We start from the raw sequence: 23,588 nt of genomic DNA, 5'->3' as shown, positions 1-23,588 counted from the left end.
TTGAAGCGTTCAACATCGGTCGCCGCTTGGGTAACACCGGTGTCAGCAGCGCACTGGTGGAAATCAACCTCGCCACCATCGCCAGCTACCTGGACGGCGGTATCAGTGCCGTGGTCTACACCGGCACCGACGGCAGCTTCACCGTGCAAATGATTCGCCCACCCAGCGACGCCATCAAGGCGAAAAATGCAAAAACGCGCTGGGACGATCCATTCAAATTCGGCGCACCGGGCGGGGTTCAGTGAACGATCTTGCCGTCGCCAAAATGTGATCGTTCCCACGCTCCGCGTGGTAACGCAGGGTACGACGCTCTGCGTCAGTAAGACGCGGAGCGTCCCGGGCGGCATTCCCACGCGGGAGCGTAGGAACGATGAAGTTGCCGTAGGGATGGGGTGTCATACGCCTACGATGTGATCGTTCCCACGCTCCGCGTGGTAACGCAGGGTCCGACGCTCTGCGTCAGGGGGACGCGGAGCGTCCCGGGCGGCATTCCCACGCGGGAGCGTGGGAACGATCATCAAAGTCAGGATGGGTGTCCAACTTTTGGGGAGCAGGTCAGAGCGTGGGTACGATTAGCCTTCACACTGTCAACAAACGCTCACGCAATTTGGCAATTTCATCGCGCATCTGCGCAGCGGCCTCGAACTCCAGGTCGCGAGCCAGTTGATACATCTTCTCCTCCAATTGACGAATACGCTTATTGATCTCGCTGGGCGAGCGCAACTCGGCTTCGTACTTCGCATTCTCCTCGGCAGCCTTGGCCATGCCCTTGCGCTTCTTGCTGCGCGAACCCGGCACCGTCGCGCCTTCCATGATATCGGTGATGTCCTTGACCACCCCCTTGGGCACGATGCCGTTGGCCTCGTTGAACGCCACCTGTTTCTCACGGCGGCGCTCGGTTTCGCCGATGGCCCGCTCCATCGAGCCGGTCATGTTGTCAGCGTAGAGAATCGCGTGGCCGTTGAGGTTTCGCGCGGCACGGCCGATGGTCTGGATCAGCGAGCGCTCGGAGCGCAGGAAGCCTTCCTTGTCGGCATCGAGGATCGCCACCAGCGACACCTCCGGCATGTCCAGGCCCTCACGCAGCAGGTTGATGCCCACCAGCACGTCGAAGGTGCCCAGCCGCAGGTCGCGGATGATCTCCACCCGCTCCACCGTGTCGATGTCCGAGTGCAGGTAACGCACGCGCACGCCATGGTCGGCCAGGTAATCGGTGAGGTCTTCCGACATGCGCTTGGTCAACGTGGTGACCAGCACCCGCTCGTCGTTGGCCACGCGCTTCTTGATCTCGGACAGCAGGTCGTCCACCTGAGTCAACGCCGGGCGTATCTCGACCTGCGGGTCCACCAGCCCGGTCGGCCGAACCACCTGCTCGATCACTCGCCCAGCGTGCTCGCCCTCATACGGACCGGGCGTGGCCGACACGAAAATGGTCTGCGGGCTGACGCTTTCCCACTCATCGAAACGCATGGGCCGGTTGTCCAGCGCGGACGGCAGGCGGAAGCCGTACTCGACCAGGGTTTCCTTGCGTGAACGGTCGCCTTTGTACATCGCACCGACCTGGGGCACGCTGACGTGCGACTCGTCGATGACCAACAGCGCATCCGGCGGCAGGTAGTCGTAGAGGGTGGGCGGCGGCGCCCCGGCCGGGCGACCTGACAGGTAGCGTGAATAGTTTTCGATGCCGTTGCAGTAGCCCAGTTCGAGGATCATCTCCAGATCGAAACGGGTGCGCTGCTCCAGGCGCTGCGCTTCGACCAGCTTATTGGCGCTGCGCAGATACTCCAGCCGCTCCTGAAGCTCGACCTTGATGCCTTCGACCGCATCGAGCAACGTTTCCCGAGGCGTGACGTAGTGGCTCTTTGGGTAAAAGGTGAACCGAGGCAGCTTGCGGATGACTTCACCGGTCAAGGGATCGAATGCCGAGAGGCTTTCCACTTCGTCATCGAACAACTCGACGCGGATCGCTTCCAGATCCGATTCCGCCGGGAAGATGTCGATCACGTCGCCTCGCACGCGGAAGGTGGCACGGGCGAAATCCATGTCGTTGCGGGTGTACTGCAGGTCCGCCAGACGCCGCAGCAACTGGCGCTGGTCCATTTTGTCGCCGCGATCGACGTGCAGCACCATGCGCAGGTAAGTCTCAGGGCTGCCCAGCCCGTAAATGCACGACACGGTGGTGACGATGATCGCGTCCTTGCGCTCCAGCAACGCCTTGGTGGCGGACAGGCGCATCTGTTCGATGTGATCGTTGATGGACGCGTCCTTCTCGATGAAGGTGTCCGACGACGGCACGTAGGCTTCTGGCTGGTAATAGTCGTAGTAGGAAACGAAGTATTCGACGGCGTTGTTCGGAAAGAACGCCTTGAATTCGCCGTACAACTGCGCCGCCAGGGTTTTGTTCGGCGCCAGCACCATGGTCGGGCGCTGAACCTGCTGGATCACATTGGCGATGCTGAACGTCTTGCCCGACCCGGTCACGCCGAGGAGGGTCTGGTGTGACAGCCCTGCCTCGATGCCCTCGACCATCTGGCGAATCGCTTCCGGCTGATCACCGGCAGGGGCAAAACGGGTAACGAGCTGAAACTCGGACATAACGGACCTCTGTTTGCGCAATGGCCCCAGTGCAGGCGGGCCAGAACGGAATGAGCGCGGACGCCCGCTCTCCCCGGGGGAAGTGCAGGCGTGCAAGCAAACGGTGATGGGACTACACATAGAGTCCGCGACGGCAGCTTTCAAGCCATCATCAGGACATTAGTCCACGCAATAAGACTAATGGTCGAAAATATTCGGCAAAACTCGGAAAAAACCGACCCCACCCTGTCGCCCCCGTCCGCGATGCTCTCTATACTGACTCCCCGTTTGCGCACCGCTCTAGTGCATTCGGCCGGAGCGATGTAACCCACTCACTCCCATTCAGAGCCGCCGCAAAAATGAGCCTGTTCTCCGCTGTCGAAATGGCACCACGCGATCCAATCCTGGGCCTCAACGAAGCATTCAACGCCGACACCCGCACCACCAAGGTCAACCTGGGCGTCGGCGTTTACAGCAACGAAGAAGGGAAAATCCCGCTGCTGCGTGCCGTTGCCGAAGCGGAAGAAATTCGCGTGGCTCAGCATATGCCGCGTGGCTACCTGCCCATCGACGGCATCGCCGCCTACGACAAGGCTGTGCAGACCTTGCTGTTCGGGGCCGAATCGCCCCTGCTGGCTTCCGGCCGCGTGATGACCGTTCAGGCGGTGGGCGGCACCGGCGCGCTGAAGATCGGCGCGGATTTTCTCAAGCAACTGTCGCCGAATGCAGTTGTGGCCATCAGCGATCCGAGCTGGGAAAACCACCGCGCGCTGTTCGAAACCGCCGGTTTCCCGGTGCAGAACTATCGCTACTACGACGCAACCACTCACGACGTGAACCGCGCGGGCATGCTGGAAGACCTGCAAAACCTGCCCTCCGGTTCCATCGTCGTGTTGCACGCCTGCTGCCACAACCCGACCGGCGTAGACCTCACTCTCGAAGACTGGAAAAAGGTCCTTGAGGTGCTCAAGGCCAAAGGTCATGTGCCATTCCTCGACATGGCGTACCAGGGTTTCGGCGACGGCATCGACGAAGACGCCGCAGCGGTGCGTCTGTTCGCAGACTCGGGTATGACGTTCTTCGCTTCCAGCTCATTCTCCAAATCGTTCTCGCTGTACGGCGAACGCGTTGGCGCGCTGTCCATCGTGACCGGCTCGAAGGAAGAGACCGCCCGCGTGCTGTCTCAGGTCAAGCGCGTGATCCGCACCAACTACTCCAACCCGCCGACCCACGGTGCGACCATCGTCGCTGCGGTGCTGAACAACCCTGAGCTGCGCCAGAAGTGGGAAGACGAATTGGCTGAAATGCGCCTGCGCATCCGCGGCATGCGCGAAGAGATGACCCGCCGCCTGGCCGACAACGCCGCCGGTCAGGACTTCAGCTTCGTCGCCCGCCAGCGCGGCATGTTCTCTTACTCCGGGCTGACCGTCGAACAGGTGCACCGTCTGCGCAACGAGTACGGTATCTATGCACTGGACACCGGCCGTATCTGCGTAGCAGCGTTGAACACCCGCAACATCGACGCGGTGACCCAGGCGATCTTGGCGGTCATTTAAACGACGGCAACACGCGGCAAAAAAAGGGAAGCGGACATGTGTCTGGTTCCCTTTTTTTTCAGACCGCGCCCCCCTTTTTGCGGTACGCCATCGAGTCGTCGATGCGTTTGAGGATGTAGTCCCCTGCGGCCACCGGTGGATACGCACTCGCTGATGCATCGATTCCCAAGTCGCAGGGATCGACGATTGCGCTGTACGTAGGGTCGTAAAAGGTCGCGATGGAGTAGCGCTCGTGGCCTGAGGTGTTGATCACGCGGTGCAGGGTCGAGCGGAAGCGGTCGTTGGACCAACGTGCCAACAGGTCGCCGACGTTCACTACCAGGCTGCCTTCGATCGGGGTCGCATCGATCCAGCGATTGCTCGCCAATTCTCGCACTTGCAGGCCGCCGCTGTTGTCCTGATAGAGCAAGGTGATGCAGCCGTAATCGGTGTGCGGTGCGACGCCGAACTGGTCGGCCTCGGCCATTGCCGGGTGAGGCGGGTAATAGACCATTTGCGTGCGCTGCAACCGTTTGCCGTACTTCGGCGCGAAAAACGCCGGGGCGATCCCCAGCCCGACTGCCACCGCCCGCAACAGATCCGCGCCGGCACGGCCAATTTCCTCGTAATAGGCGCCCAGTGCGGGGCGCAACGTCGGCATGAAATCCGGCCATTGGTTCGGGCCACGCAAGGCTTCACCTGCCAGCACACTGGGGTCGTCTTCCGGCAGCTCGAGCCCCATGCTGAAAAATTCCTTGAAGTCAGGCTTGGTTGCCTCGTACATCAATGCCCCGCCCAGCGCATGCCAACCGCGATGACGCTTGTTCACCGCGACTCGGCGTTTGACCTCGCTCGGGTAGGCGAAAAAGGTTTTCGCCGCTGCCATCGCCGCATTGATCACTGTTTGCGGGACGCCGTGGTTGACGATGTAGAAGAAGCCCGTTTCGCTGCAAGCCTTGCGGATCGCATCGCCCGCCCGAGATAACGCGGCCGGGTCACCCTCGCGGACGCCCGACATGTCGATCAGCGGAAGGTTGGCAGTGGCAGTCATGCAAGGCTCCTTGACGGCTTGGGTGGCGAGGCTGTCTAGACAGGAGAAGCATTTAATATGCCGCGCACTTTTTGGCGAGCACACCGCCTCCCGCGATGGACGCACCGGAGGTCGTGAGCGCACCGGCGCGCCCCGTCATCCCTGTCCCCATCTCACGATGGAGCCTTTGAACGGCGAAGACGCTGCGCCCCACCTTCGTCCGTTGGGGTTTCGCAACGCCCCAGCAGCGGGCAGCGCGGGCACAATCGGTGCAACCTTTGGTGACATCCGCAGCAGGCTGCCACGCCAGGTCCGCCTGTTTTCCCGAACCTCTGAACTGGCCTGCATCTTGCGTTGGCTGTCTATACAGCTTGAACGAGGATCGACATGCGTCGTTATCACCCCGGTTATGACTTTAGACGGGCTCACAGCATCGCCGAGCTGGCCCACATGGCCCAGCGGCGCCTGCCGCATTTCGCCTGGGAATACCTGGCCGGGGGTGCGGAGGAGGAACTGACCCTGGCCCGCAATCGCCAGGCGTTTGCCGAGGTCAGCCTGTTACCGCGGACCCTGGTGCCCTGGGAAACCCCGAACACCCGACGCATGCTGCTGGGCCGCGAGGTGCCGCTGCCGATGGCCATCGCGCCCACCGGCTACAACGGCATGCTGCACCGGGATGCCGATATCCAGTTGGCGCAGGCCGCCACCGCGCGCGGTCTGCCGTTTACCCTGAGCACTGTCTCCACCAACTCGTTGGAGCAGATCGTTCAGGCCGTACCCGACGTCAACCTGTGGTTCCAGCTCTACAGCATGAGTGACCCCAAGGTTCAGGAAGACCTGCTGCACCGGGCGCAAGCCGTGGGCTGCAGCACACTGCTGGTGACCTCGGACGCGGTGTTGCTGGGCAATCGCGAATGGGACAAGCGCAATTTCGTTCGGCCTCGCCAGTTGAGCCTGCGCAACAAAGTCGACGTACTTGGCCACCCGCGCTGGATCAGGCAGGCCCTTTGGCCCCACGGCATGCCGAGCATGGCCAACCTCGATCGCTACCTGCCCGCCGACCAGCGCACGGCGTCGGGAGCGGCGCATTTCATTGGCGAAAAAATGGACAAGCAGTTGAGCTGGGATTTTCTTGCCCGGTTGCGTGAGCGCTGGCGCGGGCAACTGCTGCTCAAGGGGGTCCTGCATCCGCAGGACGCCGAGCGCGCCGTGGCATTGGGTCTTGACGGCATCGTGGTGACTAACCATGGCGGTCGGCAGTTGGACGGGGTCCCGGCGACCCTCGATTGCCTTCCAGGCATCGTCGACGTCGCCAAAGGCAAACTGAGCATTTTGCTGGACAGCGGCATCCGTCGCGGCACCGACATCCTCAAAGCGTGCGCTCTGGGCGCGGATGCCGTGCTCTTGGGGCGTGCCACCCTGTATGGCGTGGCGGTGGGCGGGCAGGCCGGTGCCGGGCATGCGCTGGACCTGCTCAGTCAGGAGCTGCGCCTGGCTCTGACCCTGCTCGGCCAGCCTGACCTGAACCAATTGAGCGTCAGCCGCCGCGCCGCTGCCGGCACCGGCGCTGCTTTGACCGTGAGTTGAACCCATGAGCGATCTGGAGCATACCCTCGCCCGACTCCGAGAGGCTTTGGGCGACGCCCAGGTCCTGACGGGCGAGGCGATCAGTCCCCGTCATTTCAGCGACTGGACCCGTCACGCCCCGGCCTGCCCCGCCGCGCTGATCCTGCCACTCGATACGCATCAAGTGGCGACGGCTCTGCGCATCTGCAACGCGGCCGGGCAAAGCATCGTTCCTCAGGGCGGCATGACCGGCCTGGCGGGGGGCGCCGTCCCCCGCGCCCAGGACATCGCGCTGTCCCTGGAGCGATTGTGCGGTATCGAAGAAATCGACCTGGCCTCGGCGACCGTCACGGTAAAAGCCGGGACCCTACTGCAGGACGTCCAGCAGGCCGTGGCCGACGCAGGCTATCTGTTTCCGCTGGACTTGGGCGCGCGTGGCTCGTGCCAGATCGGCGGCAACATCGCCACGAATGCCGGGGGCAACGCGGTGATCCGCTACGGCATGACCCGCGACCTGGTACTGGGGCTTGAGGTGGTGCTGGCCGATGGTCGCGTGCTGAACCTGATGAACAAGATGATCAAGAACAACTGCGGTTATGACCTGAAACAGTGCTTCATCGGCAGCGAAGGCACCCTTGGGGTGATTACCCGTGCCGTGCTGAGGCTCGCGCCGCAACCCGGCCCGACCACCACCCTGCTCTGCGCGCTGCCGGATTACCCCAGCGCCGTCGGCTTTTTGCGGCGCCTGCAACGCAGCGCCGGGACGCCCCAGGCCTACGAATTGATGTGGCAGGACTTTTTCCGGATGGGCGTGTCATGGCTGGACAACCCTGTCGCCCCCATGCCCGACCATCACCCGCTCTATGTATTGCTGGAGTCCTCTGCCAGTAGCGAGATGCTGGAGCAGACCCTGCAAAACGCCATGGACGCTGGAGAGGTCGTCGATGCCGTAATTGCCGGTTCCCAGAGCCAGGCCCGCAACCTGTGGAAGATCCGCGAAGCCACGGCTGAATTTCCGGTCCGCCTGGCGCCGCTGAACTTCGACATCAGCCTGCCCATTGGCCAGATCGGTGAGTTCGCCGACCTGTGCCGCCGACGGTTGGATCAGCGCTGGCCCGGCAACCACAGCCTTTACTTCGGTCACATCGGCGACAGCAATCTGCACCTGACGGTGGACTTGAACAGCCTGCCGCAGCCCTCCCCGGTGTTCGAGGTCGAGGACCTGGTCTATCGGGCCGTCGGCGAGCTGGGCGGCGCTGTCTCAGCCGAGCACGGCATCGGCCTGCTCAAGCGCGAATTCCTGCACCATTCGGTCAGCCACGAGGCGCTGGAGGTCATGGCGCAGCTCAAGCGCAGTTTCGACCCGAACGGCATTCTCAACTCAGGGAAAATCCTGGGCTGAGTCCGCCAGCGCAGGTTGTCTATACCGGTATGGCACGCTAACTGCACATTGACATTCAACAACCCGATCCACGCGCCTCAACGACGACACATCCCTGCATCTGATATGAGGAGTCACCCATGCCACTCGATTTCTGTTTCGGTGAAAAAACGCTCGGCCAGACCTTCAAGCGTCTGAGCATCGCTGTTGCATTTGCCCTGCTGCCGATGGCGGCGCACGCCGACCAGTTGGCGGACGTCAAGAAAGTGGGCGAGCTGGTGGTCGGTACGGAAATGCAGTTCGCTCCGTTCGACTTCCTCGTGGCTGGGAAACAGCAGGGTCTCAACGCCGAGCTGTTCGCCGAATTGGGCAAGGAGTTGGGGGTGAAGATCAAATTCCTCGACCTGCCATGGCCGAGCGTCCTGCCGGGGCTGGAGGCGAAGAAGTTCGACGTGGTCGCCGGGCCGATCATCGTGACCAAGGCACGCAAGGAGCGTTACCACTTCGTGTCGCCGATCGCCGAGGCCACTGTGGCGCTGATGGTCGGCGCCAAGGACGAGAGCATCAAGAAGCCTGAAGACATCGCGGGCAAGACGGTCGGCGCCGGCAAAGGGTCGGCGCAACTCGAAGAACTGAAAACCTTCGCCGCGACCCTGCCGGAGAAGGTCACCATTCGCGAGTACGTCGACAACAATCAGGCTTACGCCGACCTCGCCGCCAAGCGCATCGTCGCGGTGGCCAACTCGTTGCCGAACATCTCTTATGTCGCCGCGCAGAAAAGCAATTTGTACAAAGTGGTGCAGCCGCCCTTCGGCAAGAAGTCCTACTTCGCCTACCTGGGCCGCAAGGACGCCGACGCCGACAGCCTGATCGCCGCCCTCGATGCCGCCCTGACCAAGATGCATGACGATGGGCGCCTGGCGGCGCTGCAGAAAAAATGGCTCGGTGCAGCGATGGACGTGCCCAAGGGTGATTTCGAGCCGACCTGGTAAGTAAGGAGCGCCAAACCCCCTGTAGGAGCGCGCTGGGTCTGGGCCGCACTCGGACGATGAACGATGACGCGGGGCCGCAATGTTTTTTTCGCGGGCAAGCGCGCTCCTACAGGTGCCGTACCCACAGCTGGAGTCACCCCGTGTTCGATTGGCCCTTGCTGCAACAAAACGCACCGCTGCTGCTCGATGCCCTCTGGGTGACGTTGCAGGTCTCCATTGCCGCGCTCGCGATCGGCTTTGTCATCGGCGTCATCGTGGGCAGCCTGCGCCTGTCGCCGATACCCCTGTTCCGCCGGCTCGGTGGGGCTTACATCTTCGTGTTTCGCGGCATCCCGCTGTTGGTGCAACTGCTGTTCATCTATTACTTCCTGCCCCGCATCGGCCTGCCCAATGTGTCGCCCACCGTCGCAGCGGTGATCGGCCTGTCCCTGGCGGCGGGCGCCTACACGGCCGAGATTCTGCGCGGCGGTTTCCTCGCCATTCCAGGGGGGCAATTGGAAGCGGCCAGCCTGCTGGGCTTGAACGCCCGTCAGATGCTGGTGCGGATTCGCGTTCCCCAAGCCGTGCGGCTGACGCTGCCGGCGCTGATCAACGAAATGATTCTGCTGATCAAAGCTTCGTCGCTGGTGTCGGTGGTCGGGCTGGCCGACCTGACCCGTACCGCGCAGAACCTGGCCGCCAGCGACTACATGTTCGTGCAGGATTACCTGATGCTCGCGGGCTTCTATTGCCTGATCAACATCCCCCTCGCGTATTGCGGCAGCCTGCTGGAGCGACGCTTGAAGGAGAACGGCGCATGATCTTCGACCCGACCATCATCACCGATCACTTGGGCGACATCGGCGCGGGGTTTCTGGTGACCCTCGGCACCTGGAGCAGTGGCGTGGTTCTGGGCATGGCGCTGGGCATGCTGATCGCCGTGGCGCAATTGTTCGGCAACGCCGTGGTGCGCGCGCCCTTGCGGGTGTTCATCGAACTGATTCGCAGCACACCCTTTCTGGTCCAGTTGTTTCTCGTGTATTACGGCGGCCCGGCCTTCGGTCTGAGCTTGGACCCTATTCCCGCGGGCATTCTGGGGCTGGGCGTCTACGGCAGTGTGTATTTCGCGGAAATCTTCCGTTCGGGCTTCGAGTCCGTCGGCCGCGGGCAACTGGAAGCCGCCGATTGCCTGGGCATCACCCGGCTGCAATGCATCTGGCGCATTCAAGTGCCGCAGATGCTGGTGATCATCCTGCCGGCGCTGATCAACATGATCACCGTGCTGTGCAAGGAAACCGCCGTGCTGTCGATCATCACCATTCCGGAACTGACGATGGTGCTGACGGGCATCGGCTCGGAAACCTTCGCCTTCGTCGAAACCCTGCTCATGCTGTGCATCGGCTACCTGATTCTGGTGGAACTGTGCTCGCGGCTGGGCATGTTGCTGGAACGTCGGGTTGGTCGCTTCATGAACAGGCAATCGTGATGAACAGCTTTCTGATCCCCAGCGGCGCGGTGTCCGCCGATCCGCGCGAGAAACAAGGTGAATCCATGAAGACTTCGGCAACCCATTGCGCCGAGCAGCCGGTCATTCTGACGCTCAATCAGGTCGGCAAGCATTTTGGCAACCTGCGGGTGCTCAAGGGCATCGATTTGGAGGTCCGTCGCTCGGAGGTGGTCTGCCTGATCGGCCCGTCCGGCTCCGGAAAAAGCACGCTGTTGCGCAGCATGGCCTTTCTGGAAGCGTACGACGAAGGCGACATTCACATCGAAGGCCAACTGCTCGGCTGGCAGGAAACCGACAAGGGACGGCGTCGGGCGCCACAATCGCAGGTCAATCACGTCAGACGCAACGTGGGCATGGTGTTCCAGCAGTTCAACCTGTGGCCGCACATGACGGTCATCGGCAACGTATGCGAGGCGCTGCGCCGAGTGCGCAAGCTGTCAGCCGACGACGCCAGCAAACGGGGCATGGCGATGCTGGAAAAGGTCGGCCTGGCGCACAAGGCCCAGGCCTATCCGGCGCAGTTGTCGGGTGGGCAGCAGCAACGCGTGGCGATTGCCCGGGCGCTGGCGATGGAGCCGCACATCATGTTGTTCGACGAACCGACGTCCGCCCTTGACCCGGAATTGGTGGGCGAAGTGCTGCAGGTGATGAAGACCCTGGCCAAAGAAGGCATGACCATGGTCGTGGTCACCCACGAAATGGGCTTTGCCGCGCAGGTGGCCGATTCGGTGATTTTTCTGGATCAGGGTCAGGTGGTCGCACGGGGCACGCCCCAGCACATTTTCCACAACGCCGAGCAGCCGCGCTTGCAGCAGTTTCTGCAGAATTATCTGGATCGCAATGCATTTTGGCAGGATGGAAAATCGTAAGCACTGCACCTGTAGGAGCGCGCTTGGTCTGGGCCGCATTCGGACGATGGCGGTGGTCATTCACCTCTTATTATCTGACACACACCCATCGTCCGAATGTGGCCCAGACCAAGCGCGCTTCTACCGGTGAACAGTGTCGGGAGGCGAATGATGGAAAAAAACGCGCCACAGGCGCTGTACCGCCAAGCCAAGGATTTCGTGCAGGGCAAACTGGTGTCCGGAGAGTGGAAGCCCGGCGACCTGATTCCTTCGGAAAACCGCCTGGTGCTGGAACTGGGCATGTCGCGCATGACCATCAATCGCGCCCTGCGGGAGCTGACCGAGGAAGGCCGATTGCTGCGGGTGTCGGGCGTAGGCACTTTCGTCGCCGAAAGCAAGCCGCAATCGAACCTGTTGCACATCACTAACATCGCCGACGAAATCCTCGCCCGAGGTCATCGCTACCGCTGTCAGGTGCTGCACCTGACGCGGGAAGCCGCCTCGATGCCCGTTGCGTCCGCGCTCTCGTTGCCGACCGGGACGTCGGTGTTTCACCTGCTGTGCGTGCATTACGAAGACGACGTCCCGGTGCAACTCGAAGATCGCTACGTCAATCCGCAGACCGCCCCGGACTTCCTGCTGCAACCCTTCGGCGATCGGTTGCAGTCGGCGCGCTATCTGCTGCAGATCATCCAGCCGGATGAAATGGAGCACATCGTCGAGGCCAGTCACCCCTCCACGGACGAACGCCGGCACCTGCAGATCGAAGCCGCGGAGCCCTGCCTGGTGCTGATGCGGCGCACCTGGCACAGCGGCCGAGTGGTCACCTACGTGCGTCTGGTGCACCCCTCGTCGCGCTACCGCCTCGGCAGCCGCTTGCCGGTGACCGGCGCCTACCGCGACAGCTGACCGTTCAGCCGATTCATCGAACGCTTTGCGCACACGCGCCTCGAACCGGTAAGCCCCGGAAAAGGGGGATGGCAAAGAGGTGCATGATGACCGACCAGAACAACACGCAAAGCGGCGACCGTAACGACCCAGCCATCGATCCGGATACCCCGGATAACGGCATGGGCCAAACCCAGGGCGGTTCTCAGAGTCAGGACCACCCCGGCGCGCAGAGCCAGGCCAATGACGGCAACCGTTCGGGGGAGAACAGTTACACACCGGACTTCCAGCCCGAAGAACATGAGTCGCCGGACAAGACCAAGGAAGAGAACCAGACCGGAGAGACCGACAAGGACATCGACACGGCGGGAGGCTGAGTGCCAACGCATATCCAATCGTAGGAGCGCGCTTGCCCGCGAAGGCGCCAAGTCACCCATTGAGGTGGTGCAGGTCAAACCCTTCCGCGGGCAAGCGCGCTCCTGCAGCTCTTGGGTGAATCGCCCAGGGTCTGAGATCCCTCCCTCTCCATTGCACAGCCCCATTGCATAGCCCCCTAACGAACCGGCACTATCTGACTTTCGTCTGCCCGCGCAGACCTGTCTCCCGGAGCGTTGTCGATAATGGTCCAGCCCGCTACTCAGCCCACCCCGCAAGATCCCCCGCGCGTCAACGACAGGCTCACCCCTCGCGAGTTTCGCGGGATGGTGGCCATCCTGTTGTCCATTGCCCTCGCCACCCTCGACACCGCCATCGCCAATACCGCCCTGCCCGCCATCGCTGCCGATCTCAACGCGTCACCCGCCGCGTCGGTCTGGATCATCAACGCCTATCAGCTGGCAGCGGTGGCCACCCTGCTGCCGTTCGCCGCCTTGGGCGGGGTGCTGGGCCAACGCAAGGTCTATCTGGGTGGGCTGATCCTGTTCGTGGTGTCCTCGGCACTGTGCACGTTCTCTTGGTCCTTGCCGACCCTGACGATTGCCCGCGTGCTGCAAGGCATTGGCGCCAGCGCCATCATGAGCGTGAACGCCGGGCTGATCAGCTCGATCTTCCCCCATGAGCGCCTGGGTCGCGGGCTGGGCATGAACGCACTGGTGGTCGGCACCTCGTTTTCCATCGGCCCGACGATTGCCTCGCTGGTGCTGTCGGTGGCGAGCTGGCCGTGGCTGTTCGCGATCAATCTGCCCATCGGCCTGTTTGCCCTGGTGTTCGCCTGGAACTCGCTGCCGATGACCCAACCCGGCAGCCTGACCTTCGACCGGATGACTGCCATCCTCAACGTCATTACCTTCGGCGCGCTGATTTTCGCCTTGAGCCAGGCCGCGCAACTGGGCTCGATGACCAGCGTACTGATTGCCCTGGCGATCTTTCTGGTGGGCGGTGCAGCGATGCTCAAGCGCGAGGCCGGGCACCCCGCACCGATGTTCCCGCTCGACCTGCTGAAACGGCCGATGTTTGCCCTTTCTGCCTTGACCGCCTTCTGCTCCTTCGCCACCCAAGGGCTGGCGTTCGTCTCGCTGCCGTTCTTCTTCGAAACCACCCTGGGCCGCGATCCGGTGCAGACCGGCTTCCTGATGACGCCCTGGTCAGTGGTGGTGGCGATGATCGCGCCCGTGGCCGGTCGCCTGTCCGATCGCTATCCCCCCGGCCTGCTGGGCGGGATCGGCCTGGCGATGCTGTGCATGGGCATGATCTCGCTGGCCACCATGCCGGCGGACGCCAGCGTCATGTCCATCGTGGCGCGGATGATTCTGTGCGGCATCGGCTTTGGTTTTTTCCAGGCGCCGAACCAGAAGGCCCTGATGACCAGCGCCCCGAAGACCCGCGCCAGCGGCGCCAGTGGCACCATCGCCACGGCACGGTTGATCGGCCAGGCCACTGGGGCGGCGCTGGTGGCATTGAGTTTCGGGCTGTCCCGCGACCACGGGCCTGTGTTGGCGCTGAGTATCGGCGCAGGTTTTGCGGCGGTGGGCAGCGTCGCCAGCGGGTTGCGGCTGGTGACGAAAAATACCGCCAGTACTGGGGTTTGAACCGGCTGCCTCACTCAGGGCAAAACAGGCAAGGTGCCGCCGCTGACACCCCGCGGGTGCCAGCGGCAGCGGCTCTGCCAGGGGGGCGTTGAGGCCCCCTGACAGCCAGCCATCGGCTGGGGTCAGGGTTTGGCGATGTCAGTCCGGCTGACCGCCGGCGACTCCTTGGGCAACGTCGCCCGCAGTTGCGCGACCTGTCCGGCGCTGACTGCCGGGGCCTGGTTACCCCAACTGCTGCGGATGAAGGTCAGCAACTGCGCCACTTCCTCATCCGAGAGCCGCCAGGCGAACCCCGGCATGCCCAGTTGCGACGGTGCAGCGGCGGTGGCCGGGAGTTTGCTGCCGGCCAGCACCAGCCGAATCATCGACACCGGGTCCTCGGACAACACGGAAGAGTTGCCGGCGATTTTCGGGAAGACCCGCCGATAGCCCTGGCCATCTGTCCGGTGGCAGGCGGCGCAGTTGTCCACGTACAGTTCTGCCCCGCGGCTGCCCTCTTTCCCTGCTTGCAAGGCTTGCGCAGTGGCGGGGTCGGCCTTGAAGCTCGACACCTGGCGCGCACTGGCCGGCAGGGTTTTCAGGTACGCGGCCACGGCTTGCAGATCCGCGTCGTTCAAGTACTGAGTACTGTGCTCTACCACGTCACCCATCGCGGCGCCGAGCACCGCGTGGGTGTCGCTGCGTGCGCTGCGCAGCGTGGCCACGATGTCTTCGGCTGTCCAATTGCCCAGACCGTCGGCCGGGTTGCCGCGCAGGTTCACCGCCAGCCAGCCGTCGATCACCGGTCCGCCCGACAGGTAGGCTTCGCCGGTTTCATCCAGGGCTTTCTCCTGCAACGTCAACGCCCGGGGCGTGTGGCAACTGCCGCAGTGACCCAACCCCTGGACCAGATAGGCGCCCCGCGCCACTTGCGGATCCCGGTAACGAGACGCATCGAAGGCTACCGTCCGCGGTTCGGGTGCGAACACCTTGCGCCAGACCGCCAGCGGCCAGCGCATCGACAACGGCCAGGGGACGTCGTTGGCACGGTTTTCCGCATAGACCGGCGCGACGCCGTGCATGAAGTATGCGTACAGCGCCCGCACGTCCTCATCGCGGGTCCGTGCGTAGGCCGGATACGGCATGGCCGGATACAAGCTGTCACCGTTGGCGGCGATGCCATGGCGCAAGGCGCGATCGAAGTCGTCCAGCGTGTAAGTGCCGATGCCGGAGGCTTTATCGGGGGTGATGTTGCTGCTGTAGAGGGTGCCGATCGGCGAGGCAATCGGCAGACCGCCGGCGAACGGCTTGCCGCCCTTGGCGGTGTGGCATGCGGTGCAGTCCCCGGCGTCGGCCAGGTAGCGACCTTGCTCGATCAACGCCGCTTGATCGGTTGACGTCTGCGCCGCGATTTTCGGCGTGGACGTCGGCCAGAAGGCGATCCCCATCACCACACCCAGCGCGACCACGGCAATGACAAACAGGCTTGAGAGAAGCTTTTTCATGGTCGTCTCTCCTTAGGCCTGAACCAACGGGCCGGGGTTTTTCAGGTATTGCTCGCGAATTGCCTTGGCCGACCAGTACGCCAGCGCGCCGACCATACCGGTCGGGTTGTAGCCATTGTTCTGTGGGAAGGCGTTGGCGCCGATGGCGAACACATTGTGCACGTCCCAGCTTTGCAGGTAGCGGTTGAGCGCCGACGTTTTCGGGTCGCTGCCCATGATCGCGCCGCCACAGGTGTGGGTGCTCTGGTACTTGGTGATGTTGTAATGCTCGCCCGGTTTCTTGGCGTCGCCGGACAGGGCGGTCGGGTTGAGGACCTTGGACATCTCCAAGGCCTTGCCAACGAGGAATTGCGAAGCCTTGATCTCGTTGTCGTGCCAGTCGAACGTCATGCGCAACAGCGGCCGACCAAAGCCGTCCTTGTAGGTCGGGTCGAGGCTCAGGTAGTGCTGCTTGTACGACATGCATGCGCCTTGCACTTCGAAATAGAACGAGTGGCGGAACGCGTCACTGGCCGCCTGTTTCCAAGCGGTGCCCCAGTTCGGCGTGCCCGGCGGCACGTTGATGCCGCGCACCGGACCCGCCCCCGGCTGGCGCGCCCAGACGATGCCGCCGCCGACGAATCCGGCCTTGGCGTTGTCCAGTTGATTGCCGTTGAGGTTGTCCATCGTCGTGCCCGCGCCACCGATTCCGATGAACTGATTGGCCTGCACGTCCTTGTTGAAGAACAGCACCACGCGGTTGAGGTTCTGGTACGAGTAATTACGTCCCACCGTGCCCTCCCCTGTCTGCGGGTCATAGGGCTTGCCGATGCCAGACAACAGCATCAAATGCACGTTGTACAGCGAGAAGGCGCACAGCAGCACCAGATCGGCCTCTTGCACGACCTCACGCCCCTGGGCATCGAGGTAAGTCACACCCGTGGCCTTCTTGCCGTCGTTGTCGAGGTTGACCTTGAGCACCTGCGCATGGGTGCGCAGCTCGAAGTTCTTGCGCTGACGCAGCACCGGCAGAATGCTGATGTTGGGGCTGGCCTTGGAATAGTTCAGGCAGCCATAGTCACTGCAGAAGCCACAGGCGTTGCACGGCCCCATCTGGCAGCCGTACGGGTTGACGTAAGGCCCCGAGGCGTTGGACGCCGGGATGGGATACGGGTCCCAGCCCATCTCGCGAGCGCCTTTGTAAAACAGCTCGGCGCCGAGGTAATTGGGGTTCGGGCCCAGTGGGAATTCCCGCGAACGCGAGCCTTCAAACGGGTTGCCGCCGACCTGCTTCACACCGTTGATGACCCCGGCCTTGCCCGAGGTGCCGCAGACGTATTCGAAATGATCGAAATGCGGTTCCAGGTCCTCATAGGTGACCGGGAAATCCTGAATGGTCATGTCCTGCGGGATGAATTTCGCGCCATAGCGCTGCTCCACGTTGCTGCGCAGCTTGAAGTCTTCCGGCAGCGCACGGAAATGGCAGCCCGACCAGTGACTGCCAGCGCCGCCCACACCCGTGCCCGGCTTGAACGAACCCATTTGCCGATACGGCACGGCGGTCGAGGTGAGGTTGTGCCGCGCCGTCACGGTTTCTTGCGCCAGGCTTTGCAGGTAACGGCGGTGCACCGAACCTTCCAGTTCGTCGACGACCTTCGGGTAAGCGAAATCCGGTTGCGTGTCGCGGTCCGCCCCGCGCTCCAGCACTACCACGTTGAGCCCGGCGTCGGTCAGTTCCTTGGCCAGAATCGCACCCGTCCAGCCCATGCCGACGATCACGGCGTCCACTTTCGGTTTTGCGTTCGCCATGCTCAGCCCCTCCGTCCGGCCAGGTCGACCGGTGGCAGTGGATACGGCGTGTCTCGCACCGTGATCCAGTCCATGTAATCGGCGCGCATGCCGGGGTATCCGATCATCTTCCACGCGCCCATGTGTTTGTTGCCGCCGTGGGACGGGTCGGCGAAGTAACCGTTGCGCACCTCGTTCAGCAGGCTGGTGAAGAACAGCTTCGAAGCGATGTCCTCCAATCCCAGTTTGCCCGCCTCCGCAGACTTGAGCAGATCCTCCTGCTGGGCCGTCGGCAGCTCGGCGAATGCCTTGCCGGAAAAGGTCTTTTTGCTGTACGCGTCCATGGCCTTGATGCCGATGCGCAGCGTGTCGCGCAGGTTCAGGCGCCCCTGATAACCGAACTCCGGCGCCGCCTCCAGAAACGGGCCCTGCATGTACCAGATCGCACCGTTGGCGTAGGGGGTCTGCATGTGGCGGTCGAGAAACTCCGGCACCCCCAGCTCGACAGCGCCGGGGCCGACGTGGTCCGACGGTATCAGCCGATCACAGGCGGCGATCACGAACGCCCACTCTTCAGGGGTGAAAAACGTGGGCGTGTAGTCGCCTGCCACAACGGCAGGACGGGCCGCAGAAGCCTGCGCGGCATCACTGGCGGGCGTCTGTGCGAAGGTACTGGATGAGAGGCCGGTGCTGGCCAAGGTTACGACGGGAATCAGCGTTAGCGATTTGCGTAGAAAATCGCGACGGGCCGGGGAGGTGTCGTCATCGAACATCGTTCACTTCTCCTGAGACTGAACACGGTTGTGCTTCGTTGTTATGGGCGTTCTTGTTGTGAATCGCCGACACCGCTGCGTCGCGGCCTCGGGGATTGATTGCCAGCTAATCATTACCAAGCTAAGCATTCAGGCGTCACTAAAACAGCTTCCGAGCGAGCGGACTACCCAGGCGCTCGGGTTAAACGATTCATCAAATCTTGAATTGGCCCACCAGCAGGCTGAGGTCGTTCCCCAGCGCCGAAACATCGCGCATCGTGCGCGCGCTCTGTTCGGTTTCTCCGGCGAGGCTCTCCACCGCACCGGCGATCTGGTGCACGCTGCGATTGAGTTCTTCGGCCACCGATGTCTGCTCCTCGGCCGCGCTGGCGATCTGCGCGTTCATGGCGTTGATGGTGCCGATCAATTCGGAAATGGAGTCCAGCGAAACGCCGACCTCGTTGGTCTGTTGATTGGCGCCCTCGCCTGCTTCGGTCGAACGGCGCATGGCTTGCACCGAGGCATGGGTGCCGGTTTCAAGGCGGGTGATCATGCCCTGAATTTCCTGAGTGCTTTGCTGCGTCCGGCTGGCCAGTGCACGCACTTCGTCGGCTACCACGGCGAATCCGCGCCCGGCCTCACCCGCACGCGCCGCTTCGATGGCGGCGTTGAGCGCCAGCAGATTGGTTTGCTCGGCAATGGAGCGAATCACGTCGAGCACCGAGACGATGGAGCGCACGTCTTGCTGCAGGCTGTCCAGGCTGGTTCCGCTCAGACGAATGTCGTTCACCAGCGAACTCATGCCGGTGATGCTGCTGCCCACAACCTTGCGCGCGGCCTGACCTTGCTGGTCGGTTTCCGAGGCGGCCTCGGCTGCACGCTGTGCGCTGAGCGCGACTTCTTGCGCCGCGGCGGACATCTCGTGAATCGCGGTGGCCACCTGGTCAGTCTCTTCACGCTGACGCTGCATGGCCTGTTCGGACCGCAGGGTCTGTTGGGTGGCCTGATCCACCAGGCCTGCGAGGTCGCGGGTCATTTGGGCGACCTGCCGCACCATGACGTGAATCTTGTCGACGAAGAGGTTGAACGAAACGGCCAGATCGCCCAGTTCATCACGGCTGGTCACCACCAGGCGGTGCGTCAGGTCGCCCTCACCGGCAGCGATATCGTCCAAGTTGCTCTTGAGAACCCGCAGCGGGCGGACGATGCCGTTGGCGGTCCAGATTCCGGCGGCGGCGGTGACCAACAGCAGCACCAGCGTCACCGCGAAGACGCTGATCAGAATGTTGCGGGTGCGCTGGGACACGGCCTGCTGCTCCAGCACCATGGCCGCGTCGATGTCGTCCATGTTGATGGCACTGCCAAGCACCATGTTCCACTTGTCCAGGTACAGGGTGTAGCCCAGCTTGGGCACCTGCACGGCTTCGTCGCCGGGCTTGGGCGCTGCGTAATCGATGTAATGGGTGCCGTTTTTCGCGACCTCGACGAAGGTCTGGTAGTGGTACGAGCCATCGGGGTCGCGGGTGTCCCAGAAGCTCTTGCCGACGCCCGCCGGGCTGTCCCCTCGAAAGACCCGTACACCCTGGGTGTCATAGCCGAAGAAGTAGCCGTCGTCGCCATACTTCATCGGCTTGAGCAGTTCGAGCGCTTTGTCCCGAGCGGCGAGGTCACCTGGCGCAGACGCATCGTGCAGGGGCTTGATCGTGGTGAACGCCACATCGACATAGTTTTTCAGCACCTGGCGATTGCGCTCCACCAGATGCTCACGGGTCTCCTTCATTTCCTGAACAGCGCTGCTCTGCAACATCCACGCTGCCACGCCGCTCAGAATCAAAGCGAACAACAATGCGGGGATGATGGCTAAACAGAGCAGTTTGCTCTTCACGGTGAGTTTCATGGACGCATTACCTCCTGGTCGTGTGGTTATTCACTATCGACCAGAGATCGTACATCTTGAAACTATTTGATGGCAATTTGACGTCAGCTTTTTGGCCTAATCGATTCACCTGTCCTGTTTACGGGGAAAAATTAATTTCAGCTTTTTTTACCTCAGGCCTTTTTTCACGGCACTTTGCGCCCGAAGTGCAGCGATGGGGCAGCTATCGCACAACGTCAGCTCGCCCACGCGGTAGCGCAAACAACAGACTCGGCGCTGACGTTTTGAGCCGAGGCTGCCAGCAGTCATCAGATAACGTACCGGTTCATGGAGCGGATTGCGGCGACCATCTGGCAGCGTGGCCGCGGCGATCAGCCCATGACCGTGGCACAGATCCGCCTGCGGCATGGCGACGGTGAGCACACCCAGCAGCCATTCGAAGTAATTGCCCGCATTGCTCCACAACACGTTCGGCGAGACGCGGGACAGCCTGGCAACGCTGTCGACGAAAGGCCGCAAATGGCCTTCGAGCAGGTCATCAAAACGCTGAAAGGTGTCGGTGGGCTTCGTCGCCCAATGCGTCCCTGGATCGGGCAGTTTGAACGCTACGGGCAGGGCGTGTTCGTCGAGCACCAGTTGCAGCCGATCGAGCCGCACCGGCACTCGATAATCGAGGATCAGCGACGCCGCGACCACCGGGGGAATCAATTTGACGAAGTAGTGCTTGGTCCAGACGGAAGCCAGCCCTCGCCGGTCGCCGGCGGGGAATTGCGCGGCAAAACGGGTCAGGACGTCATCGAACGTTTCCGGAGTCAGAAAGGTCTGTAGCGCCATGCTCGGACGCGGGTCATGTTCGAGCACGAGCACATCGCGGTACTGGGTGAAGTCCGCAATGAACAATGGCGCCAGCGCGGGGATCACACCGCTATTTCCCAGGCTGGCGCCGACCGGGCGCAGGCGATGTCAATGAGGCTGACGCCGTGCCAACACCAGCAAGCCCTGCTCCAGCGCCGGGAACAGGCTGTTGTTGAAGTTGTTCCAGCGCAGTTCGAGGATGGTGTCCTCGGGGGCGATCGGGGTGTCGAGCACATCGAAGATCACCTCGCCGGAATCGATGCCGTTGTCGACGTAGTGGAACGACGCACCGGTCATGTCCACCACCGGGATGTCCACGGTTTCGCGGGTCGTCCAGTCGATCACCTTCTTGCCCTTGGCGCCATACAGCGCATCGAGCGTGGCGTAGGCACCCCGGCGTTCGTACGGTGATTCCAGCCGCGTAATGCCCGGATGGATATTGACGATGCGGCGATGGAAATCCGCCCCCGGACGCACCAGTTCATCGAGGATCACCAGCAGGCCGTCAAGCACCACGACTTCGGCTTCAAGGGCGCGCAGACGCTCGCCCAGACGACGCTCGAAATCCGACTTGCCCGCAGGTCGCTGGCTGTCGCCCAGTGGCAGTGCACGGTAGGTGGACGGCACGTTTTCCAGCAGATCAGTGACCAGACGGCCCTGCACGCTCAGGTCGGCCGGGTAAAGCCAATGCGCCCCCTGCCCCGGGCCGAAACCATACGCCTTGATGCTGTCGCGGTCCCGGGCAGACTCGGGGTCGTCGTCGAAAATGACGCCTTCCAGCGAATAGTGATCACCCAGTGGCGTTTCATTGAGCGCCTGCACAAGATGTTCCAGCGGCGACTTCATATAGCGCTTTTCACCGCGGTAGTCGACGTATTGGCCGGCTTTGTCAGCCGCTCCGTTACGCAACGACAGGACGTACACGAGCTTGGTTTTTTGCATGGTTTTCGAACTCATGGAGTATTGAACAGCGTCTCGCCGCTGACGCCTTCGGCCATCGCCACGACCACCTTCCGCTCACCGCTGAACGGCTTGCGCGAATGCGCGGTGAGCATGTTGTCGAGCATCAGGACATCGCCGGTGGCCCAGGGAAACACCACCTCGCAGGCGTCGAGCACACCGCGAATCTCGGCCAGCGCATCCTCTTCCAGCGGGCTGCCATCGCCGTAGTAGACATTGCGCGGCAGGCCCTCCTCGCCCACGGTGTCCAGCAGGATTTCCTGCATTTCCGGGTCGAGGTTGGAGAGGTGGAACAGGTGCGCCTGGTTGAACCAGACCCAATCCCGGGTGCGTGGGTGTTGAGCCACGCCTTGCACCCGCTGGCGGGTGCGCAGGTCGCCGTCTTCGTTCCACTCGCACTGAATGCCCCGCTTGCGACAGTAATTCTCGACATCATGGCGGTGCTCGGTGTTGAACACCTGCTGCCAGGTCAGATCCAGGCCGTTACCGTAGTTGCGCACGTACATCAGGCGCTTTTCCTTGAAGCGTTTTCGCAGCACCGGATCGATGCGTCGAAACACCTCGCGACTGTCGGCAATCGGCGTCTCGCCGCCGCTGACCGCTGCCTTGGCGCAATAAAACCAGATCCGCATCGGCCATTCGGTGGTGTAGGCCTGCTCGTTGTGCAGGGGAATCGAGCGGTGCGCAGGGTATTCGGTGGAGGTGTACACGCCTTTGCCATCGACTTGGCTGCGGGGTGTCGAACCGAACTCATAGTTGAGCAGCGGATGACCGAAGGCCGCGGCGAAACGCTGGAAACCTTCCACGCCTTCGCTATTGAAACCACTGAACAGCACCGCGCCGTCGCGCTCCAGGCGCTGGTCGACCAGGTTGCGCAGGGCAACGAACTCAGCCGCCAGCGTGGCGCCCGGCTGGCCGGGGTAAACCCGCAGCGGGAATCCGTTTTCGAGGTGAATGGGTTGTGGCGTAAGCATGCGCATGTTCATGGGCAAGACGCTCCGCAAGCATTGGAAAAATGAGGGGTGAGTCAGGCCATGGCCTTGCGCAGGCTCAGCGGACGCATGTCGGTCCAGTGGGTTTCGATGTAGTTCAGGCAGGTTTGTTTGTCGCCCTCTACGCCGACGCTTTTCCAACCGTCGGGGATGGCCTTGTAGTCGGGCCAGATGGAGTATTGCTCTTCGTGGTTGATCACTACGCGGAACTGGGTGTTTTCGCCGTCAAAGCTCATGTGTAAAACCTCGTCATGTTGAATGGCCCGGTGGAACGGGGCCTTATCTAGAAGACGAATGAACGGCGGCGATGATTAGTTATTTTTTCGAATGAGTTAACCCTGCAAAGCAAGCTCCATGTGCTCAGTCGAACGACGCCCCGCTCTTGGCTCTTGGCTCTTGGCTCTTGGCTCTTGGCTCTTGGCTCTTGGCTCTTGGCTCTTGGCTCTTCGCTCTTCGCTCTTCGCTCTTGGCTCTTCGCTCTTGGCTCTTCGCTCTTCGCTCTTCGCTCTTGGCTTTTGGCTCTTTATCTTCCTTACACAAACAGCCCAGCCACCGCCGAACGCGACTTGGGTGCA

At 62.5% G+C, this 23,588-nt stretch carries 20 protein-coding genes and 1 pseudogene; 11 read left to right on the top strand and 10 right to left on the bottom strand.

The window, feature by feature from the left end:
* Positions 1–245: pseudogene (locus tag N5D61_RS26215) on the top strand (DUF2875 family protein); the annotation flags it as partial.
* Between the two features lie 334 nt (positions 246–579).
* Here N5D61_RS26215 and uvrB read toward each other — a convergent pair.
* Positions 580–2,595 carry an excinuclease ABC subunit UvrB gene (uvrB, locus tag N5D61_RS26210; protein ID WP_279894735.1) on the bottom strand — a complete coding sequence of 672 codons (2,016 nt, stop codon included), beginning with the start codon at positions 2,593–2,595 and terminating at the stop codon, positions 580–582.
* A 338-nt stretch (positions 2,596–2,933) separates the two neighbouring features.
* On the opposite strand from uvrB, the gene N5D61_RS26205 reads away from it, so the two are divergent.
* Positions 2,934–4,130, top strand: coding sequence for an aspartate/tyrosine/aromatic aminotransferase (locus N5D61_RS26205; RefSeq protein ID WP_279894734.1), 1,197 nt, complete (start codon positions 2,934–2,936; stop codon positions 4,128–4,130).
* A 58-nt stretch (positions 4,131–4,188) separates the two neighbouring features.
* Here N5D61_RS26205 and N5D61_RS26200 read toward each other — a convergent pair whose 3' ends face one another.
* Positions 4,189–5,160: a 2-oxoglutarate and iron-dependent oxygenase domain-containing protein gene (locus N5D61_RS26200; protein ID WP_279894733.1), complete on the bottom strand. Its 972-nt coding sequence runs from the start codon at positions 5,158–5,160 to the stop codon at positions 4,189–4,191.
* A 366-nt stretch (positions 5,161–5,526) separates the two neighbouring features.
* Here N5D61_RS26200 and N5D61_RS26195 point away from each other — a divergent pair, with 366 nt between their 5' ends.
* The 9 genes from N5D61_RS26195 (at position 5,527) to N5D61_RS26155 (ending at position 14,327) form a co-directional block, all read left to right on the top strand.
* On the top strand, positions 5,527–6,726 hold the full coding sequence (locus N5D61_RS26195; RefSeq protein ID WP_279894732.1) for an alpha-hydroxy acid oxidase: 1,200 nt from the start codon (positions 5,527–5,529) through the stop codon (positions 6,724–6,726).
* Positions 6,727–6,730: 4 nt separating this feature from the next.
* On the top strand, positions 6,731–8,107 hold the full coding sequence (locus tag N5D61_RS26190; protein ID WP_279894731.1) for an FAD-binding oxidoreductase: 1,377 nt from the start codon (positions 6,731–6,733) through the stop codon (positions 8,105–8,107).
* 119 nt (positions 8,108–8,226) lie between these two features.
* Positions 8,227–9,078: a transporter substrate-binding domain-containing protein gene (locus N5D61_RS26185; protein WP_279894730.1), complete on the top strand. Its 852-nt coding sequence runs from the start codon at positions 8,227–8,229 to the stop codon at positions 9,076–9,078.
* Between the two features lie 140 nt (positions 9,079–9,218).
* Entirely contained in the window at positions 9,219–9,878 is a 660-nt protein-coding gene (locus N5D61_RS26180) for an amino acid ABC transporter permease (protein WP_218565104.1), read from the top strand.
* Positions 9,875–10,543, top strand: a complete 669-nt coding sequence (locus tag N5D61_RS26175; RefSeq protein ID WP_108240461.1) for an amino acid ABC transporter permease — start codon at positions 9,875–9,877, stop codon at positions 10,541–10,543. Before N5D61_RS26180 ends, N5D61_RS26175 begins: the two co-directional genes overlap by 4 nt.
* A gap of 65 nt (positions 10,544–10,608) precedes the next feature.
* Entirely contained in the window at positions 10,609–11,433 is an 825-nt protein-coding gene (locus N5D61_RS26170) for an amino acid ABC transporter ATP-binding protein (RefSeq protein WP_279894737.1), read from the top strand.
* Positions 11,434–11,583: 150 nt separating this feature from the next.
* Positions 11,584–12,321, top strand: coding sequence for a histidine utilization repressor (gene hutC, locus N5D61_RS26165; protein WP_108240460.1), 738 nt, complete (start codon positions 11,584–11,586; stop codon positions 12,319–12,321).
* 86 nt (positions 12,322–12,407) lie between these two features.
* Positions 12,408–12,677, top strand: coding sequence for a hypothetical protein (locus N5D61_RS26160; RefSeq protein WP_279894729.1), 270 nt, complete (start codon positions 12,408–12,410; stop codon positions 12,675–12,677).
* A gap of 324 nt (positions 12,678–13,001) precedes the next feature.
* Positions 13,002–14,327 carry an MFS transporter gene (locus N5D61_RS26155; RefSeq protein WP_108240470.1) on the top strand — a complete coding sequence of 442 codons (1,326 nt, stop codon included), beginning with the start codon at positions 13,002–13,004 and terminating at the stop codon, positions 14,325–14,327.
* Between the two features lie 122 nt (positions 14,328–14,449).
* Here the strand turns inward: N5D61_RS26155 and N5D61_RS26150 are convergent, their stop codons facing one another.
* The 8 genes from N5D61_RS26150 to N5D61_RS26115 form a co-directional block, all read right to left on the bottom strand.
* On the bottom strand, positions 14,450–15,754 hold the full coding sequence (locus N5D61_RS26150) for a cytochrome c (RefSeq protein WP_256600891.1): 1,305 nt from the start codon (positions 15,752–15,754) through the stop codon (positions 14,450–14,452).
* A gap of 69 nt (positions 15,755–15,823) precedes the next feature.
* The gene (locus N5D61_RS26145; protein WP_108240457.1) at positions 15,824–17,599 is read right to left on the bottom strand and encodes a GMC family oxidoreductase; all 1,776 of its coding nucleotides are present in this window, start codon (positions 17,597–17,599) and stop codon (positions 15,824–15,826) included.
* A gap of 2 nt (positions 17,600–17,601) precedes the next feature.
* A complete protein-coding gene (locus N5D61_RS26140; RefSeq protein ID WP_279894728.1) occupies positions 17,602–18,351 on the bottom strand; it encodes a gluconate 2-dehydrogenase subunit 3 family protein in 750 nt (249 codons plus the stop codon).
* 193 nt (positions 18,352–18,544) lie between these two features.
* Positions 18,545–20,227, bottom strand: coding sequence for a methyl-accepting chemotaxis protein (locus N5D61_RS26135; RefSeq protein ID WP_279894727.1), 1,683 nt, complete (start codon positions 20,225–20,227; stop codon positions 18,545–18,547).
* A 147-nt stretch (positions 20,228–20,374) separates the two neighbouring features.
* Entirely contained in the window at positions 20,375–21,127 is a 753-nt protein-coding gene (gene fhuF, locus N5D61_RS26130; RefSeq protein ID WP_279894726.1) for a siderophore-iron reductase FhuF, read from the bottom strand.
* A 42-nt stretch (positions 21,128–21,169) separates the two neighbouring features.
* Positions 21,170–22,003: a formyltransferase family protein gene (locus N5D61_RS26125; RefSeq protein ID WP_279894725.1), complete on the bottom strand. Its 834-nt coding sequence runs from the start codon at positions 22,001–22,003 to the stop codon at positions 21,170–21,172.
* Positions 22,004–22,014: 11 nt separating this feature from the next.
* Positions 22,015–23,007, bottom strand: a complete 993-nt coding sequence (locus tag N5D61_RS26120) for a TauD/TfdA family dioxygenase (RefSeq protein ID WP_279894724.1) — start codon at positions 23,005–23,007, stop codon at positions 22,015–22,017.
* Positions 23,008–23,048: 41 nt separating this feature from the next.
* The gene (locus N5D61_RS26115) at positions 23,049–23,249 is read right to left on the bottom strand and encodes an MbtH family NRPS accessory protein (RefSeq protein WP_108240451.1); all 201 of its coding nucleotides are present in this window, start codon (positions 23,247–23,249) and stop codon (positions 23,049–23,051) included.
* Between the last annotated feature and the right edge of the window lie 339 nt (positions 23,250–23,588).

It is taken from the genome of Pseudomonas sp. GD03842, from assembly GCF_029841165.1.
In the GTDB taxonomy this organism is placed as follows: domain Bacteria; phylum Pseudomonadota; class Gammaproteobacteria; order Pseudomonadales; family Pseudomonadaceae; genus Aquipseudomonas.
Note: the sequence above shows the minus strand (reverse complement) of the source record. Positions and strands in the feature narration are given on the sequence as shown.

Excerpts from the sequence above, each read along its gene's own strand:
- hutC (WP_108240460.1), top strand. The coding sequence starts at position 11,584 with ATGGAAAAAAACGCGCCACAGGCGCTGTACCGCCAAGCCAAGGATTTC.
- N5D61_RS26115 (WP_108240451.1), bottom strand. The coding sequence starts at position 23,249 with ATGAGCTTTGACGGCGAAAACACCCAGTTCCGCGTAGTGATCAACCAC.
- N5D61_RS26145 (WP_108240457.1), bottom strand. The coding sequence starts at position 17,599 with ATGGCGAACGCAAAACCGAAAGTGGACGCCGTGATCGTCGGCATGGGC.
- N5D61_RS26190 (WP_279894731.1), top strand. The coding sequence starts at position 6,731 with ATGAGCGATCTGGAGCATACCCTCGCCCGACTCCGAGAGGCTTTGGGC.
- N5D61_RS26160 (WP_279894729.1), top strand. The coding sequence starts at position 12,408 with ATGACCGACCAGAACAACACGCAAAGCGGCGACCGTAACGACCCAGCC.
- N5D61_RS26120 (WP_279894724.1), bottom strand. The coding sequence starts at position 23,007 with ATGAACATGCGCATGCTTACGCCACAACCCATTCACCTCGAAAACGGA.
- N5D61_RS26185 (WP_279894730.1), top strand. The coding sequence starts at position 8,227 with ATGCCACTCGATTTCTGTTTCGGTGAAAAAACGCTCGGCCAGACCTTC.
- N5D61_RS26175 (WP_108240461.1), top strand. The coding sequence starts at position 9,875 with ATGATCTTCGACCCGACCATCATCACCGATCACTTGGGCGACATCGGC.
- N5D61_RS26195 (WP_279894732.1), top strand. The coding sequence starts at position 5,527 with ATGCGTCGTTATCACCCCGGTTATGACTTTAGACGGGCTCACAGCATC.
- N5D61_RS26170 (WP_279894737.1), top strand. The coding sequence starts at position 10,609 with ATGAAGACTTCGGCAACCCATTGCGCCGAGCAGCCGGTCATTCTGACG.
- N5D61_RS26140 (WP_279894728.1), bottom strand. The coding sequence starts at position 18,351 with ATGTTCGATGACGACACCTCCCCGGCCCGTCGCGATTTTCTACGCAAA.
- N5D61_RS26155 (WP_108240470.1), top strand. The coding sequence starts at position 13,002 with ATGGTGGCCATCCTGTTGTCCATTGCCCTCGCCACCCTCGACACCGCC.
- N5D61_RS26205 (WP_279894734.1), top strand. The coding sequence starts at position 2,934 with ATGAGCCTGTTCTCCGCTGTCGAAATGGCACCACGCGATCCAATCCTG.
- N5D61_RS26200 (WP_279894733.1), bottom strand. The coding sequence starts at position 5,160 with ATGACTGCCACTGCCAACCTTCCGCTGATCGACATGTCGGGCGTCCGC.
- N5D61_RS26125 (WP_279894725.1), bottom strand. The coding sequence starts at position 22,003 with ATGCAAAAAACCAAGCTCGTGTACGTCCTGTCGTTGCGTAACGGAGCG.
- N5D61_RS26150 (WP_256600891.1), bottom strand. The coding sequence starts at position 15,754 with ATGGGGATCGCCTTCTGGCCGACGTCCACGCCGAAAATCGCGGCGCAG.
- uvrB (WP_279894735.1), bottom strand. The coding sequence starts at position 2,595 with ATGTCCGAGTTTCAGCTCGTTACCCGTTTTGCCCCTGCCGGTGATCAG.
- N5D61_RS26135 (WP_279894727.1), bottom strand. The coding sequence starts at position 20,227 with ATGAAACTCACCGTGAAGAGCAAACTGCTCTGTTTAGCCATCATCCCC.